This is a genomic window from Treponema sp. OMZ 803 (assembly GCF_024181165.1).
In the GTDB taxonomy this organism is placed as follows: Bacteria; Spirochaetota; Spirochaetia; order Treponematales; family Treponemataceae; genus Treponema.
Genome location: NZ_CP051195.1, coordinates 2,483,746 through 2,499,003 on the forward strand (window position 1 = coordinate 2,483,746; position 15,258 = coordinate 2,499,003).

Sequence of the window (15,258 nt, forward strand, 5' to 3'; positions counted from 1 at the left end):
CTTTTTATTAGATACGGCGGGTCTTGCGGGGACGACAACCGTTATGCGGAATAGGCGTGACGTCATTGATAGAGCGAACCTTTAACCCCATAACGCCAAGCGTTCTGATTGCGGATTCGCGGCCGACACCGGGTCCCTTCACAAATACGTGAACTTCCCGTAATCCATACTGCTGGACGCGCTGTACAGCCGTTTCAGCGACTGTCTGTGCAGCAAAGGGGGTTGATTTTTTCGCACCGTTAAAGCCCAATCCGCCGGAGGATGCCCAAGACAACGCATTGCCCTTCAAATCGGTTATGGTAATAATGGTATTATTAAAGGTAGCCTGAATATAGACATTTCCTTCATATACGCTTTTCTTTTCTTTTCGTTTTTTTGCAGTTGTAGCCACAGCTTATCCTCCAAAATTACTTCTTCTTACCGGCAACGGTCTTCTTCTTACCTTTGCGAGTACGGGAATTGGTTCTTGTACGTTGTCCGCGGACGGGCAAACCCTTTCGATGCCGAAGACCGCGATAGCAGCCGATATCCATCAAGCGTTTGATGTTTAAGGCAACTTCGGTGCGAAGCCGACCTTCAACCTTGTAGTCTTGATCGATAACGGCACGGATAGCGGCAAGTTCATCCTGATTTAAATCGTTGATCATCCGCATCGGATCAATTTTTGACTTTTCACAAATTGCTTTTGCAGATGAGTGAGATATTCCATAGATATACGTCAACGCGATATTAACATGTTTATTGGGGAGGTCGACCCCAGAAATACGAGCCATTCTTCAGTTTCCTCCATTAGCCTTGGCGCTGCTTGTGTTTGGGATTCGTGCAGATAATTCGCACAATTCCGTTGCGTTTAATAACCTTACATTTATCGCAAATAGGCTTTACGCTGGTTCTTACTTTCATATTGTTTTTCTCCTTAACAAAAGAATCACCTTTCCCGAAATACTACAGATTCCGTGATCTGAGCTTTCCTCGTTTTACCAACCCCTCGTGATGGTGCATTTTAAGCTGCGCTTCGATTTGACTCATCGTATCAAGATCAACGCCAACCAAGATGAGAAGCGAGGTTCCGCCCATCAGCATCGAAATCGATTGAGGGAAACCGAAAATGGTCTGTATTACAGTCGGCAAGACGGCAATCAGCGCCAAATACAACGAACCGGGTAAAATCAGCCGGTTTAAAATTCGCTGCAAGTATTCCTCGGTTTTATCGGTTCTAATTCCGGGAATAGAACCTCCGTTTTCCCTTATCTGCTTTGCAATTTCTGTGGGGTTTAACGAAATCTGTGTATAAAAATATGCAAAAAACACAATAAGGATCAAATAGAAAATATTATACCACCAGCCGTTCGGGCGTAAGAAATGCGCAAGGCTGTTCAGCCATCGAACATTCGGCCCTATCGTTGTCGCAATCGAAATCGGGAACGTCAAAAACGATGAGGCAAAGATGATCGGGATAACACCCGATGGATTGATCTTAAACGGAATGTAGGTATTTTGACCGCCATACATTTTCCGTCCGACAACCCGCTTCGCATAGTGCACCGGTATCTTCCGTTGCCCTTGCTGCTCATAAACAACCAGTACGATAATACCGACAAACATAATCAACGCGATAACGACAAAAACGAGGTTCAATTCACCGAGCCGCACCAGCCGAATCATCTGCGAAACGGCATGGGGTAACCGGACAATAATACCCGCAAAGATAATCATCGAAATACCGTTTCCGATACCGCGCGCCGTAATCTGCTCGCCCAACCAAACCGTTATCATAGTACCCGTCGTTACGGTAAGCATCGTAACAAAGATGTACATAAACCGGCTTTGAAGCACGATAGCGCCGGGTATCATATACGCATAAAAGGTTACCGCATACGATTGAATCAATGCGACAAACACGGTGAGAATACGCGTCCATACCTGTATCTTTTTCCGGCCGCCGTCATCTTCCGCAATCTTTTTCAAACTCGGAAATACGAATAACGCAAGCTGCATCAAAATTTGAGTTGAGATATACGGCATAACGCCAAGCATGAATACGGAAAAGTTGGAGAATGCTCCGCCGACAAAGAAGTCCATATAATCGACAAAAGCATTTCCCCGTACCTGCGATTGGAAATATGCCGATAAGGCGTGGGGATCAATACCGGGAATAGTCAGTACCGATCCCAAGCGAAATACGATCAAAATTCCAATCGTAAACAGAATACGATCGCGTAATTCTTTTATCCGAAATACATTTACAAGTGCATTGTTAGCCATGTATGAAGCCCGCCTGTTTAGCCGTTTTGTTTAACGACCGTCCCGCCGGCTTTTTCAATCTTTGCCTGCGCCTGTGCGGAAACTTTATCTACATCAACCGTCAACTTTTTCGTAAGCTCTCCGGAAGCGAGCACTTTTACCAAAGTAGTCTGTTTTTTTACCAGCCCCTTTGCTTTCAGCGTTTCTTTATTAACGGTTTCCCCATCGGAATATTTTTCGTCGATCATAAATAAATTGACGACCGAATACGTTTCCTTAAAGGGATAGTTGGAAAAGCCTTTTTTTGCAACACGACGATACAACGGCATTTGTCCGCCTTCAAAACCGATATAGGTTTTACCGCCGGAGCGTGCATTCTGGCCTTTGTTTCCCTTACCCGATGTCGTTCCCCGACCGGATGAAGAACCGCGGCCTACAATGCGCTTCTTTTTATTTGCCCCTTTCGGCGCATTCAATATAAAATCAGACATTAATCAAGCTCCTCTGTTTCAACTAAGTGAGAAACCGCCCGTACCATACCCAAGATGGCGGGAGAAGCGGAGTGCTCAACTACGGAATGCAATTTTCCAAGCCCCAAGGAACGGACGGTTGCACGAACCGGCTTTTTTTGTCCAATGGTACTTTTAACTAACGTAATCCGAATTTTCTTTGCCATAGTTTACCCCCAGACATCCGTAATAGACTTTCCGCGGTTCTTAGCAATCGTTTTAGCATCCATCAATTCCGATGCAGCCTCGAAAGTCGCCCGCACAACATTTACTGCGGAGTTTGACCCCAAGGATTTTGAAAGAACATTCGCTGCTCCGGCTGCTTCCATAATTGCACGAATAGTACCGCCTGCAATAATTCCCGTACCGGAACGAGCAGGGCGAAGCAATACCGAAGAACCCTTGAACTTAGCCTGCACTTCATGCGGAATAGTGCCGTTTTTCAGTGGGATATAAATCATATTGGCTTTCGCCTTTTCAATGCTCTTCTTAATGGCCTGGCTTACATCATTCGCCTTGCCGAAGCCGTATCCCACGTGTCCGTTCTGATCACCGACAACCGTTAATGCGGAAAAAGAGAAACGGCGGCCACCCTTTACAACCTTTGCAGTCCGGTTTAACTTAACCAGCTTTTCTACCAGTTCCTTCTCGCGATGCGAACTGTCTCTGTTAAAATCTTTCTGACGATCCATATCCGCTCCTAGAAATTTATTCCCGCTTTCCGGGCACCGTCTGCAACCGCCTGTACCACACCGTGATACAGATAACCGTTCCGATCAAAAACAACCGTCGTAATATTCTTTTCCTTGAGGCGCCGACCGAGTTCTTCCCCGATTTTTGCTCCGGATTCGATATTTGCCTTTAAAGGCTTAAAATCTTTTTCGAGCGTGGATACCGATGCAACAGTTACACGTGCGTCATCATCGATAACCTGTACCGAAATATTCTTATTACTGCGGAACACAGTCATACGCGGACGTTCAGCTGTTCCATAAATCCGTTTACGGATATGAACCTTACGCTTAAATCTCTTTCTATCTTTCTCGATTCGCTTTTTAAACATAGTACCTATCCTTATTTAACACCGGTCTTACCGACTTTACGCTTAATGACTTCGGTTTCATAACGGATACCCTTTCCCTTGTAGGGTTCAGGTAATCTGAGTTTACGGATCTGCGCTGCAAATTCGCCGACTTTTTCCTTATCAATACCGGAGATAATAATTTTATTCCCCTGCGGTTCAACCTTTACTTCAATGCCTTCGGGGATCAACGCGATAAAATCGTTTGAATAACCCAAAGCCATTACCAACAGTTTGCCCTGCACTTCTGCACGGTAACCGACACCGTTAACAACCAAGGTCTTAGAAAAGCCCTGACTGACGCCCACGACCATATTGTGAATTAAATTCCGATACAACCCGTGAAATGAGCGGGCTTCTTTGGTATCGTTTACCCGCGTTACGGAAACCTCAGAGTTTTCAAACTTTACCTGTACCAGCGAATTATAGCTACGGGAAAGTTTCCCCTTGGGGCCTTCAACGGTCAACGCACCATCGGCAATATTGATTTTTACTCCGGCAGGAACAGCCACCGGAAGTTTTCCAATTCTTGACACACTCGCCTCCTACCAAACTTTGCAGATAAGCTCGCCGCCGACCTGCTTTTCGCTTGCGTGCTTGCCGGTGATAACGCCCACCGAAGTTGAAAGAATAAGAGTACCGTACCCGTTATATACGCGGGGAAGCATCTTATATCCTGAATATACGCGGCGTCCGGGTGTAGACACTTTTTCAATACCATGGATAACGGGTAATTCATTATCATCGTATTTTAAGAACATCCGGATCGTACTTGCGCCGGCTTCGTTAAGTCTTTTAAAGTTCTTAATAAAACCTTCGGTTTTCAAAATCTTCACAATTTCAAGTTTTAACTTTGAAGAAGGCACATCGACTTTCTCATGACCGGCTGCCGCTGCATTCCGAATCTTTGTAAGCATATCTGCGACGGGATCTGAAACGCTCATTTTTTACCTCCTACCAACTTGATTTTGTAACGCCAGGTATCTGGCCTTCACTTGCTAATTTGCGAAAACAAATACGGCACATCTGAAATTTTCTCATATATCCGCGCGGACGACCGCATACTCTACAGCGATTATATTGGCGGCTGGAATACTTCGGCGTGCTGTTTGCCTTATTTATCATTGCTGTTGTTGCCATGAAAACCTCTCTTACTTTCTAAAGGGCATGCCGAACTTCAAAAGAAGCGCCCGCGCTTCTTTATCGGTTTTTGCCGTCGTTACGACGTTGATATTCAAACCTGCAATCTTTTCGATTTTATCAAAGTCGATTTCAGGGAAGATAATCTGTTCCGTAACACCTAAGGAATAATTTCCTCTCCCGTCAAACCCATTCGGATTGACACCGCGGAAATCTTTAACACGAGGCAGCGCAATATTAATAAAGCGATCCAAAAATTCATACATTTTGGCGCCACGCAACGTTACCATTGCCCCGATTTCATGTCCTTCACGAAGTTTAAAGTTAGCGATACTTTTCTTTGCCTTTGTTTTTACCGCTTTTTGGCCGGTAATAGTACCGAGATCGGTTACAGCCGCATCAAGCAATTTTTTATTTGTCAATGCTTCGCCAACCCCCATACTGAGTACGATTTTAACAAGCTTCGGCACCTGCATAACCGTAGTATAGCCGAACTCTTTTGTAAGCTCAGGCGTTATCGTTTCCGTATAGATTTTCTTAAGCCGTGGCACATAATTGCTCATTATAATACTTCTCCACCCTTACGGCAAAAACGCACTTTTTTATCGCCGTCCATCTTATATCCAATGCGGGATACGCCGCTTTTCTTACCGACTATCATGACATTTGAAATATGTATCGGCATCTCGATTTCAGCAATTCCGCCCTGATCCTGCTGAGAACGCTTGCGCATTGCTTTTTTCCCCATATTGATGCCCTGAATAATCACTTGATTCTTTTCAGGCAAAACACGCAATACGGCGCCGCGCTTTCCTTTCTCGCTTCCCGCAATCACTTCTACCGTATCGTTCTTACGGATCTTGATTTTTCCTTCCATAAATGCTCAATCTCCCTATAGAACTTCAGGCGCAAGCGATACGATTTTCATAAAATCCATATCACGCAGTTCACGCGCAACAGGCCCGAAAACACGCTTACCCTTGGGGTTCTTATTCGCATCGACCAACACACAGGCGTTATCGTCAAAGCGGATATATGTCCCGTCGGGACGGCGATATTCTTTAGAAACGCGGACGATAACCGCTTTTTCTACAGAACCCTTTTTAATTGTAGACGTCGGAAGTGCATCCTTGACCGCTACTACAATAATATCACCGATACCGGCATACCGGCGGTGAGATCCGCCGAGCACCTTAATACACTGTACAATTTTTGCACCCGAGTTATCGGCAACGTTTAATCTTGTTTCTACTTGAACCATAATATAGACGCTCCTTACTCGTTATTTTGCACGCTCAATAATCTCCGCCAAACGCCAGCATTTTTCCTTGCTGATCGGACGGTTCTCTACAATACGCACCGTATCACCAATGTGAGCTGTATTTTGTTCGTCATGCGCCTTATACTTTTTTGTATTGAGCACATACTTTTTATACAGCCGATGAAGTTTCTTGGTAGCGACCTGCACAACAATGGTTTTATCCATTTTATCGCTGGTTACTAAACCAACAAACTCGCGGTTCCCGGATTTCTTTTTTGCCGTTGTTTCTTCCACGGGCCTGCTCCTACTCTGCACTTACACCGGCCAGTTCTTTCTGCCGGATAAATGTGTTCAGCGCTGCAATTTCGCGGCGCATAGACCGTTTCAGCATAGGGTTCTCTACGTGTCCCACTACAAACTGAAACCTCAAATCCATATATTTTTGTTTAAGTTCGCTCCGCTTTGCCACTAATTCGGCAAGGGATAAATCTTTATAGTTCGGCTTTTTCATTCGGAAAACTCCATCTTAGTTCTCGCGCGGCTGCTCGGCAAAGCGCGTCTTAAACGGAAGTTTACTTCCTGCCAAACGCATAGCCTCTTCCGCAAGCGAGCGATCAATACCGGTAAGCTCAAACAGCACCGTTCCGGGTCTTACAACAGCGACCCAATATTCCGGAGCCCCCTTACCTTTACCCATACGTGTTTCAGCCGGTTTTTTTGTATACGGCTTATCGGGGAATACACGAATCCACAACTTACCGCCGCGCTTTACCTTTCTGTTTAAAGCAACACGAGCAGCTTCGAGCTGGCGATTAGTCAGCCAAAAGGGTTCAAGCGATACCAATGCAAATTCACCGAAGTCGATATGATTACACCGTGTTGCGTTTCCCTTAACTCTACCGCGCTGAATTTTGCGGTATTTTACTCTCTTAGGACTTAAAGCCATCGCTTAATCCCTCCCTGCTTCCGCACGCTCACCGCGACCTTTTTCTGTCCGAGGAGCGCGTTCCTTGCGCTGTTTTTTTAACAATAAACCGGCGTCATCTTTTTGGTCGCTGCCGTACATCATACCGCTATAGAGCCAAACTTTTACACCGATTTTTCCGTAGGTGGTATGCGCTTCCGCAAAACCGTAGTCGATATCCGCACGGAGTGTGTGCAACGGTATCCGCCCTTCCTTCATTTCTTCGGTTCGGGACATTTCCGCACCGCCAAGACGGCCAGAAACACGGATCTTAATACCCTGAGCACCGGCCTTCATCGTGGAAAAGCAACCTTGCTTTAAGGCTTTTCTAAAGGAAGCACGTCCCATCAGCTGACGGGCAACATTCTGGGCAACGAGAGAAGCATTCAATTCAGCACGCTTCACCTCTTTAATCTTGATCTGAACCTTTTTATTCAGTTCTTTCTGAATAATAGCGCCGATTTTTTCAATATTGGCACCTTTGGTTCCGATGATTACACCCGGCCGCGCGGTATGAATAACAATTGTTACACGCTGGGGATGACGGATGATTTCGATGTCGGCGACATCCGCATTTTTACACTCAGGCATCGTCTGGAGCATTGCGCGAATCTTTAAGTCTTCGTGCAACAAATCTGCGTATTCTCTCGGACTTGCATACCAGCGAGACGCCCATGTTTTGTTAATTCCAAGTCTTAACCCGATAGGGTTTACTTTCTGTCCCATACTTACGCTCCCGCCTTTTCGTCAACTATTACCGTAATGTGACACATTCGTTTTAATTGAACATCCGCACGTCCGCGGCCGCGGCACCATAAGCGCTTGAGTCTCGGTCCTTCATCAATACGGATCTCTTTGATATAGAGCATATCTTCATCCAGTTTTTTATTACCGTTCAAAGCATTCGAGGCAGCCGACTTAACCGTCTGTGAAATCAGCGCTGCCCCTTTATTGGGTATGTGCTCTAAGATCGCCATTGCATCGGTATAAGACTTGCGTTTAATCACATTCGCAACCGGTCGAACTTTTGTCGGAGAAGCAATAAAATACTTTATCGTAGCGCGGTAACCGTTTTTTGCAGTTGTTTCAGCCATTATTTCCACCTACTTTTTCGCCGCTTTTTTATCCGAGCCGCCATGCCCGCGGAAAATACGGGTAGGAGCAAACTCGCCAAGCTTGTGTCCAACAAATTCCTCTGTGATATACACAGGGATCCATGATTTACCGTTGTATACCGAAATAGTAAAACCAACCATTTCAGGTATAATCGTGGAGCATCGGGAGTAAGACTTAACCATCTTTTTTGTTTTCTGATCTCCCGTCTTGCTCATTTCAACAACCTTTTTGTACAGGCTTTTTTCTACAAAAGGGCCTTTTTTAACAGATCTTGACATTCTCTACTCCCTACTTCCGCCGTGAAACAATAAACCGATCCGAAGTATTCTTCTTCTTACGGGTTTTATATCCCTTACAAGGCTGACCCCACGGAGTAACAGGATTGCGTCCCTTTCCGCGTCCTTCACCACCACCAAGCGGGTGATCGACAGGGTTCATAGCCATACCGCGTACGGAAGGACGAATACCGCGCCAACGAGCACGCCCCGCCTTTCCCAAATTGATATTCATGTGATCGGCATTTCCAACTTCACCGATTGTTGCATAGCATTTTTTATGCACCAAGCGGGTCTCACCTGAAGGAAGGCGCAATGTTACATAATCACCTTCTTTTGCAGCAATGAGCGCAGCCGCACCGGCGGAACGAGCCATTTGCCCGCCCTTTCCCAGCGTCAACTCAACATTATGGACGGTAAAACCGACCGGTATGGATTCAAGCGGCAATGCATTCGCAAGCTCAAGTGCAGCCATTGTTCCGCTCATAATTTTTTGTCCAACCTTCAAGCCCTTGGGAGCAAGGATGTATCGTTTTTCGCCGTCAGCGTAAAAGATCAATGCGATATTTGCACTACGGTTCGGATCATATTCGATAGTTCGAACCGTACCCGGAATACCGTACTTATTGCGTTTAAAATCGATCTCGCGATACTTCCGCTTATGTCCACCGCCCTGATGCCGAACGGAAATACGCCCATGGCTATCCCGCCCTGCATTGGATTTTTTTCCGGTTGTAAGGCTTTTTTCAGGTTTCTGCGCAGTGATTTCATCACGCAGCAAGTCAATTCGACCGCGCATACCCGGTGTTATAGGCTTATATAATTTAAGAGCCATTTATCTTCCCCTTCAAAGCAGCGATAAGTGCTGTTATGCACCTTCAAAAACTTTAATCGATTCGCCTTCAGCAAGCGTCACAATAGCTTTTTTCCAGCTTGCAGTCTTACCTGCCCGATAGCGAACTCGACGCATTTTTCCGTCGACGTTTACAACAGCACAATTAAGCACTTTCACATTAAAAAGCTTCCGTACTGCTTCCTTAATCTGCACCTTTGTAGAGCGCGGATCCACCTTAAAAACATATTTACGCTGCTCACGCATTTCGTTTGATTTTTCCGTAAGCACAGGCGCTATAATAACATCAGTATATTGCATTACTCAGCCCCCTCGACCGCATAAAAACTCGAAAGATTTTTTGCAGCAGACTCAAGCATCAGCACTTTCCGTCCATAAAACAGATCGTGCGCACGCAAACGGTTATACGTTAAAAACGACAGCGTAGGAATATTTTTTCCGGCACGCTTCAACATTGCATCATCATCTTTCAAAACAAGCACCGTGCGCTCATCCTGAACAAATGCCTGCAATATCTTCACCAGATCTTTCGTTTTACCGGTTTCAACCGTAAAATCTTCTATAACAACAAGACGGTCTTCATCCTGAGCTTTCAAGCTCAAAATAGACTTCATTGCCAACCGCTTTGCTTTTTTTGGAATTGCATAGCTGTAATCACGCGGCTTCGGTCCGAAAATCGTACCGCCGCCGATCAGAAGCGGTGATTTTTTATCACCACGGCGCGCACGCCCTGTACCCTTCTGCTTATACGGCTTTGCATTAGAACCGTTTACCTCAGCACGGCCTTTTGTGCACGCCGTACCGACACGCATATTTGCTAATTCATTTGTAATGGCATAGTAAATGACATCTTCATTCACAGGCAAACCGAACACCGCATCGTTAAGTTCAATTGTCCGCAATTCCTTACCATCAATCGAATAGACTTTCTTTTCCATTCTCTTCTCCTGCCGTTATCTTTCCCGTTTTACAGCGGATTTTAGGAACACAACCGCATCCTTTTTACCGGGAACGGAACCACGTACCATAACGACGCCCAATTCGGGATCTATTTTTTCAATCCGCAAATTCTGTACCGTTACTCGTTCGGCACCCATATGACCGGGCATTTTAACGTTTTTAAACGATCGCCCCGGACTGGTGCACTGCCCTGTCGAACCGGGCTCACGGTGAAACTTTGAACCGTGAGAAGCACGTCCACCGCCGAAACCATAGCGCTTTACAACACCCTGAAAGCCCTTTCCTTTTGAAATCGCGGTAATATCAAGATACCGGACAGATTCCAAAACTTCGACACCGATTTTTGCACCAACGGTAACTTCTTTATCAAAACCTCTAAATTCTTTTAAAAGACGGACAGGAGCAACACCTTCTGCAAATTGATTTGCATACACCTTTGAAACACGTCCTTCTTTTAATTCACCCGCTCCTAATACAACCGCTTCATAACCGAAATGATCCGCATCTTTTACTGCGACCACCGTATTCGGCACTACTTGCAAAACGGTAACAGGTGTCAGCCGCCCCTCGTCATCAAACAACTGGGTCATGCCGATTTTTTTACCAATCAGACCAACCATAACTCACAACTCCTTGAGAAACTCATCGCTTCTCCGGTACGCACATCCTGATTAAATGCCGTCTACCGTTCTTTTATTGTTTAATTTCTACGTCAACCCCTGCCGAAAGCTCCAACGCCATTAAAGCATTCATCACATCCGCAGAAGGTTCAATAATATCGATCAACCGTTTATGCGTCCGCATTTCGAACTGTTCGCGCGACTTTTTATTTACGTGCGGAGAACGAAGCACAGTAAACTTATTAATGCGCGTAGGGAGCGGAATAGGCCCCAACACCTTTGCTCCAACTTTCTGTACTGCCTGTACAATTGCTTTAGAACTTTGATCAACCAACTCAACATCAAATCCGCGAAGTTTAACGCGAATCTTTTCCTTAGCCATATTTCCTCCGTACAAAAACAAGCGGCCGAATAGCGCCTACCCGACCGCCCTGTTTTTTATTACGCTAAAATCTCCGTAACCTGTCCGGAGGCGATAGTCCGGCCGCCTTCACGAATAGCAAGCTTCAAACCCTTATCCATAGCGATAGGATGAATCAGCTCACCGATAATCTTGGTGTTATCACCCGGCTTAACCATATCAACGCCTTGAGGCAGTGTAACGGTTCCGGTAATATCGGTTGTTCTAAAATAGAACTGCGGACGATAACCTGTAAAGAACGGGCTGTGACGACCGCCCTCATCCTTGGAAAGAACGTAAATTTGCGCTTCAAACTTAGTATGGGGCTGAATGGTACCCGGCTTAGCCAATACCTGACCTCTTTCAACCTCTTTCTTATCAATACCGCGAAGCAAGAGACCGACGTTATCACCAGCCATACCTTGATCAAGCAGCTTGTTGAACATTTCGATACCGGTAACAACAGTTTTCTTCGTCGGCTTAATACCGACAATTTCAACTTCTTCGTTAAGATTGATGACACCGCGTTCAATACGCCCGGTAACAACAGTACCGCGTCCGGAAATCGTAAAGATATCTTCAATCGGCATCAAGAACGGCTTCGCATCATCACGAACAGGATCAGCAAAATAGCTATCCATCGTCTTCAGCAATTCTTCGATACAAGCAGTATCTTCAACAGAAGCGCCGTCAGCCAAGGCCTTGAATGCGGACCCTTTGATAATCGGCGTGTCACGCGGAAAGCCGTAAGACTCAAGGGTTTCACGAACTTCTTCTTCTACCAATTCAATAAGCTCAGGATCGTCAACAAGATCAACCTTATTAAGGAAAACGATAATAGAAGGAACACCAACCTGACGAGCAAGCAGGATATGCTCTTTAGTCTGAGGCATAACCGAGTCCGGAGCAGAAACAACAAGGATTGCACCATCCATCTGAGCAGCGCCGGTAATCATGTTCTTAACATAGTCGGCGTGTCCGGGACAGTCGATGTGTGCGTAGTGACGCTTGTCGGACTGGTACTCCAAGTGACGAGTATTAATAGTAATACCACGAGCCTTTTCCTCCGGCGCATTATCAATCTCATCATATTTAAGAAGCTTATCACCATACTTTTTCGCACAATAAGTAGTGATCGCTGCCGAAAGAGTTGTCTTACCATGGTCAACGTGACCGATGGTACCAACATTCATGTGAACTTTTGTTCTCTCGAACTTTTCCTTTGCCATGTAAATCCTCCTAACAGACAATAGGCAACTAACAAAAACCCCGCCCATCAAACAGCGAGACCATTTCCATATTGAAAATGAAAAAACGTTATAAACCGGATACCAAATACAGAAAAGAATAGAATGAGGAATAATCAGACAGTAAACACCGTTGTAAAAGACGTGTTGCGTAAGCTCGTCATAGCAATTCGACAAGCCTTATTCGGATCCACCTGATCATCATCAGAATCCATTCCGATGACTGGTTTGGCATCCTGCAGAGTAATAGGCCACAGCCCTTAACGCTTTCAAAAAGCGTTAACACGGAAACCTGCCTAAAAAGGCTTTACGGCACCGGAAAACTCTTAAAGAATACCGGACAAACAGTATTCACCTGTTTATCCAATTGAATAGCGCGACTATACTATTTCAAGTTAGAAATGTCAAGGGCTTTTAAAAATATACGCGCATTTCTATAAATTACAAGAGGGGATTGCCGTGCGCCCTTTCATTTTTCCCCATCGGTTAGTATAATCAAAATATGAATAAGGGAGCTTTCATGAAGAATATGATTTCTATGATTTTATCTGCTGCTTGTATAGTCGGCATCACAGCCGAACCTGCGAAAAACTTTAGTGCGGACGATATTCCGCTTAAAAAGGTAACGTTGTACTCATCGGGCGTTGCGCACTATGTACATGAAGGGACGGTAACCGGTTCGGGGAATATAGCGCTCTTGTTTTCACCCGCTCAAATTAACGATGTGCTGAAATCGCTTGTTGTAACGGATCCCGGTGCAAAAAGTTTAGCCGTCAATTATCAGTCCGAGGACACGCTGAGGAAAACGCTGGAAAGTTTAAAAATCGACCTTTCCGCCGCTACAACACTCTACGATATTTTAAAAGCGCAAAAGGGCGCCGAAGTGGAACTGTTTACACCTCATCAAATTACCGGAAAGATTTTGAGCGTCGATAAAAACAGCTCAAAAGAAACGGACTCTTTCTTTATTTCGCTTGCAGCGAAAGACGGCATCCACCTTATCGCCTTTTCAGACATTCAATCCTTTAAATTTACCGATGCCAGACGGAATGAAGATTTAAATACCGCTTTGGCGCTTATCCTCGACGCTTCGGCAAAGAACCGCAAAAAACTGGACATTAAAATCGATGCGCAAGGTGAACGGAAAATCGGTCTTTCTTATGTTATGGAAGCGCCGGTATGGAAAGCAAGCTATCGGCTCGACATGGGTACCGATAAAGCGGCGTTTCAGGCATGGGCGATTATCGACAATTCAACCGACCTCGACTGGAAGAATATTACGCTTACCCTCACAACGGGAAGGCCGGTCGGTTTTACGCAAAACCTCTATGCCCCCTACTATACGTATCGCCCCGAAGTGCCGCTTGCAATTGCACAAGCCGCGAAAGCAGAAACATTTGCCTCGGCTGATACGGCTGTCGAATATGCCGCAGCTATGCCTCTCGCAGAAAAACGGTCGATGATGATGAAAAAGGAAGCGTCTAGGTATGCATCTGAAGCGTATGATGAAGCGGAGTATCAAGACTTAGAGGAAAAAAATACTTCGGCCTATTTTGAAAATCAAGCTGAAGCCGGTAATGCGGGAGAAATGTTTGCCTTTACGCCGTCAAAACCGATTACACTTGAGCGGCAGCAAAGCACGATGATTCCCCTCACCCTTGCCACTCTTCCTGCAGAAAAGTATTCGGTGTTTTCATCCATTCCATATAACGAGCGTGTTAATCCTAAGTTCTGCATCAGCATTGAAAACACATCGGGCTTAAAACTGCCTGCCGGCCCCATTACGGTTCTTGACGGGGGTGAATATTCAGGCGATGCTCTTTTGGAGTTTTTACCCGAAGCCGAAAAACGTCTGATTGCTTACGGAGACGATATCGAAGTAACCGGTTCAAAGCGAGCCGATTCCACAAGGACGATTGAAACCATAAAGATGGCTGACGGAGTGATGACAACGTCGTACCGGCAAGTCCAAAGCACGATTTATTTGATACGAAATACCAATAAAAAAGAGAGAACCGTTATTGTTGAACACGCAAAGAACGCAGGGTTTGAGCTGACATCAAAACAAGCTCTTGCGGAAACGACTGCAAACAAATACCGATTTAAGTTTAAAGCTGCCGGGAACACCGGAACCGAACTGAAAGTGGAAGAAGCTCGCACCTATCAATCAACTCAAAAAATATTCGATATGAATTCAAATACCTTTATTTCCTACACGACCAATTCTGAAATTCCCGAAAAGGTGCGGAAGGCATTTGCGTCTATTATAACGGAGAAAGAAAAGGTTTCCGCGGCGGAAAAAGCCCTAAAGACTTTGCAGGATCGTCAGACGGAAATCGGAAAAGAACAAGACCGTGTACGTAGGAATCTTGAGGCGGTCGGTTCGGAAAGTCAGCAGGGTAGAGCGTTCTTAACCAAGCTGCTCAAGCTCGAAACCGAACTGGACGAGCTGAAAACAGACATCACAACCGCAACGGAGCAGCTCACCAACGCACAGCAAAAATTTGCCGCATTCGTAAAGAATATCAAGATAGATTAGTAAAATCGGTACGCAGGGCAACCGCACCGAAAATAATTTAAGCGGTTAC

At 45.5% G+C, this 15,258-nt stretch carries 27 protein-coding genes; 1 reads left to right on the forward strand and 26 read right to left on the reverse strand.

Going from position 1 to position 15,258, the window contains the following annotated elements:
* Positions 1-7: 7 nt before the first annotated feature.
* The 26 genes from rpsK to tuf all read right to left on the reverse strand — a co-directional run bounded on the left by rpsK (position 8) and on the right by tuf (position 12,652).
* A complete protein-coding gene (rpsK, locus tag ABH09_RS11285) occupies positions 8-391 on the reverse strand; it encodes a 30S ribosomal protein S11 (RefSeq protein ID WP_006188392.1) in 384 nt (127 codons plus the stop codon).
* Between the two features lie 16 nt (positions 392-407).
* Entirely contained in the window at positions 408-773 is a 366-nt protein-coding gene (rpsM, locus tag ABH09_RS11290; protein ID WP_016519026.1) for a 30S ribosomal protein S13, read from the reverse strand.
* A gap of 16 nt (positions 774-789) precedes the next feature.
* A complete protein-coding gene (gene rpmJ / locus ABH09_RS11295) occupies positions 790-903 on the reverse strand; it encodes a 50S ribosomal protein L36 (protein WP_002672206.1) in 114 nt (37 codons plus the stop codon).
* 42 nt (positions 904-945) lie between these two features.
* Positions 946-2,265 carry a preprotein translocase subunit SecY gene (gene secY, locus ABH09_RS11300; RefSeq protein ID WP_162664395.1) on the reverse strand — a complete coding sequence of 440 codons (1,320 nt, stop codon included), beginning with the start codon at positions 2,263-2,265 and terminating at the stop codon, positions 946-948.
* A gap of 17 nt (positions 2,266-2,282) precedes the next feature.
* Positions 2,283-2,735 (reverse strand): 50S ribosomal protein L15, encoded by a 453-nt coding sequence (rplO, locus tag ABH09_RS11305; protein WP_162664396.1) that lies wholly within the window; start codon positions 2,733-2,735, stop codon positions 2,283-2,285.
* Positions 2,735-2,920: a 50S ribosomal protein L30 gene (gene rpmD / locus ABH09_RS11310; protein ID WP_006188388.1), complete on the reverse strand. Its 186-nt coding sequence runs from the start codon at positions 2,918-2,920 to the stop codon at positions 2,735-2,737. The genes rplO and rpmD overlap by 1 nt, the downstream gene beginning before the upstream one ends.
* Before the next feature lie 3 nt (positions 2,921-2,923).
* Positions 2,924-3,445 carry a 30S ribosomal protein S5 gene (rpsE, locus tag ABH09_RS11315; protein WP_016522586.1) on the reverse strand — a complete coding sequence of 174 codons (522 nt, stop codon included), beginning with the start codon at positions 3,443-3,445 and terminating at the stop codon, positions 2,924-2,926.
* An 8-nt stretch (positions 3,446-3,453) separates the two neighbouring features.
* Positions 3,454-3,816, reverse strand: coding sequence for a 50S ribosomal protein L18 (gene rplR, locus ABH09_RS11320; protein ID WP_044014173.1), 363 nt, complete (start codon positions 3,814-3,816; stop codon positions 3,454-3,456).
* Positions 3,817-3,827: 11 nt separating this feature from the next.
* On the reverse strand, positions 3,828-4,370 hold the full coding sequence (gene rplF / locus ABH09_RS11325) for a 50S ribosomal protein L6 (RefSeq protein WP_253714503.1): 543 nt from the start codon (positions 4,368-4,370) through the stop codon (positions 3,828-3,830).
* A gap of 9 nt (positions 4,371-4,379) precedes the next feature.
* Positions 4,380-4,778: a 30S ribosomal protein S8 gene (gene rpsH, locus ABH09_RS11330; RefSeq protein WP_162664397.1), complete on the reverse strand. Its 399-nt coding sequence runs from the start codon at positions 4,776-4,778 to the stop codon at positions 4,380-4,382.
* 10 nt (positions 4,779-4,788) lie between these two features.
* The gene (locus tag ABH09_RS11335; RefSeq protein WP_081984397.1) at positions 4,789-4,974 is read right to left on the reverse strand and encodes a type Z 30S ribosomal protein S14; all 186 of its coding nucleotides are present in this window, start codon (positions 4,972-4,974) and stop codon (positions 4,789-4,791) included.
* Positions 4,975-4,985: 11 nt separating this feature from the next.
* A complete protein-coding gene (gene rplE / locus ABH09_RS11340; RefSeq protein WP_162664398.1) occupies positions 4,986-5,537 on the reverse strand; it encodes a 50S ribosomal protein L5 in 552 nt (183 codons plus the stop codon).
* Positions 5,537-5,851 (reverse strand): 50S ribosomal protein L24, encoded by a 315-nt coding sequence (gene rplX, locus ABH09_RS11345; RefSeq protein WP_006188381.1) that lies wholly within the window; start codon positions 5,849-5,851, stop codon positions 5,537-5,539. Before rplX ends, rplE begins: the two co-directional genes overlap by 1 nt.
* A gap of 15 nt (positions 5,852-5,866) precedes the next feature.
* The gene (gene rplN / locus ABH09_RS11350; RefSeq protein ID WP_044014180.1) at positions 5,867-6,235 is read right to left on the reverse strand and encodes a 50S ribosomal protein L14; all 369 of its coding nucleotides are present in this window, start codon (positions 6,233-6,235) and stop codon (positions 5,867-5,869) included.
* Between the two features lie 21 nt (positions 6,236-6,256).
* Positions 6,257-6,529, reverse strand: coding sequence for a 30S ribosomal protein S17 (gene rpsQ / locus ABH09_RS11355; RefSeq protein ID WP_006188379.1), 273 nt, complete (start codon positions 6,527-6,529; stop codon positions 6,257-6,259).
* A gap of 10 nt (positions 6,530-6,539) precedes the next feature.
* On the reverse strand, positions 6,540-6,746 hold the full coding sequence (gene rpmC / locus ABH09_RS11360) for a 50S ribosomal protein L29 (RefSeq protein ID WP_016522590.1): 207 nt from the start codon (positions 6,744-6,746) through the stop codon (positions 6,540-6,542).
* 15 nt (positions 6,747-6,761) lie between these two features.
* Positions 6,762-7,181 carry a 50S ribosomal protein L16 gene (gene rplP, locus ABH09_RS11365; RefSeq protein WP_162664402.1) on the reverse strand — a complete coding sequence of 140 codons (420 nt, stop codon included), beginning with the start codon at positions 7,179-7,181 and terminating at the stop codon, positions 6,762-6,764.
* Positions 7,182-7,184: 3 nt separating this feature from the next.
* Complete coding sequence (gene rpsC / locus ABH09_RS11370) at positions 7,185-7,925, reverse strand: 30S ribosomal protein S3 (RefSeq protein WP_253714504.1); 741 nt, start codon at positions 7,923-7,925, stop codon at positions 7,185-7,187.
* Between the two features lie 2 nt (positions 7,926-7,927).
* Entirely contained in the window at positions 7,928-8,293 is a 366-nt protein-coding gene (rplV, locus tag ABH09_RS11375; RefSeq protein ID WP_212565611.1) for a 50S ribosomal protein L22, read from the reverse strand.
* Between the two features lie 9 nt (positions 8,294-8,302).
* Positions 8,303-8,593, reverse strand: coding sequence for a 30S ribosomal protein S19 (gene rpsS / locus ABH09_RS11380; protein ID WP_016522594.1), 291 nt, complete (start codon positions 8,591-8,593; stop codon positions 8,303-8,305).
* A gap of 10 nt (positions 8,594-8,603) precedes the next feature.
* On the reverse strand, positions 8,604-9,425 hold the full coding sequence (rplB, locus tag ABH09_RS11385) for a 50S ribosomal protein L2 (protein WP_162664404.1): 822 nt from the start codon (positions 9,423-9,425) through the stop codon (positions 8,604-8,606).
* A 33-nt stretch (positions 9,426-9,458) separates the two neighbouring features.
* Positions 9,459-9,743 carry a 50S ribosomal protein L23 gene (locus ABH09_RS11390; RefSeq protein WP_006188372.1) on the reverse strand — a complete coding sequence of 95 codons (285 nt, stop codon included), beginning with the start codon at positions 9,741-9,743 and terminating at the stop codon, positions 9,459-9,461.
* Complete coding sequence (rplD, locus tag ABH09_RS11395) at positions 9,743-10,381, reverse strand: 50S ribosomal protein L4 (protein ID WP_162664405.1); 639 nt, start codon at positions 10,379-10,381, stop codon at positions 9,743-9,745. Before rplD ends, ABH09_RS11390 begins: the two co-directional genes overlap by 1 nt.
* Before the next feature lie 15 nt (positions 10,382-10,396).
* On the reverse strand, positions 10,397-11,023 hold the full coding sequence (gene rplC / locus ABH09_RS11400) for a 50S ribosomal protein L3 (protein WP_162664406.1): 627 nt from the start codon (positions 11,021-11,023) through the stop codon (positions 10,397-10,399).
* Between the two features lie 73 nt (positions 11,024-11,096).
* Entirely contained in the window at positions 11,097-11,405 is a 309-nt protein-coding gene (rpsJ, locus tag ABH09_RS11405; protein WP_253714505.1) for a 30S ribosomal protein S10, read from the reverse strand.
* A 59-nt stretch (positions 11,406-11,464) separates the two neighbouring features.
* On the reverse strand, positions 11,465-12,652 hold the full coding sequence (gene tuf, locus ABH09_RS11410; RefSeq protein ID WP_162664408.1) for an elongation factor Tu: 1,188 nt from the start codon (positions 12,650-12,652) through the stop codon (positions 11,465-11,467).
* Positions 12,653-13,190: 538 nt separating this feature from the next.
* Here tuf and ABH09_RS11415 point away from each other — a divergent pair.
* Positions 13,191-15,209, forward strand: a complete 2,019-nt coding sequence (locus ABH09_RS11415; RefSeq protein ID WP_253714506.1) for a DUF4139 domain-containing protein — start codon at positions 13,191-13,193, stop codon at positions 15,207-15,209.
* The last annotated feature ends 49 nt before the right edge of the window (positions 15,210-15,258 follow it).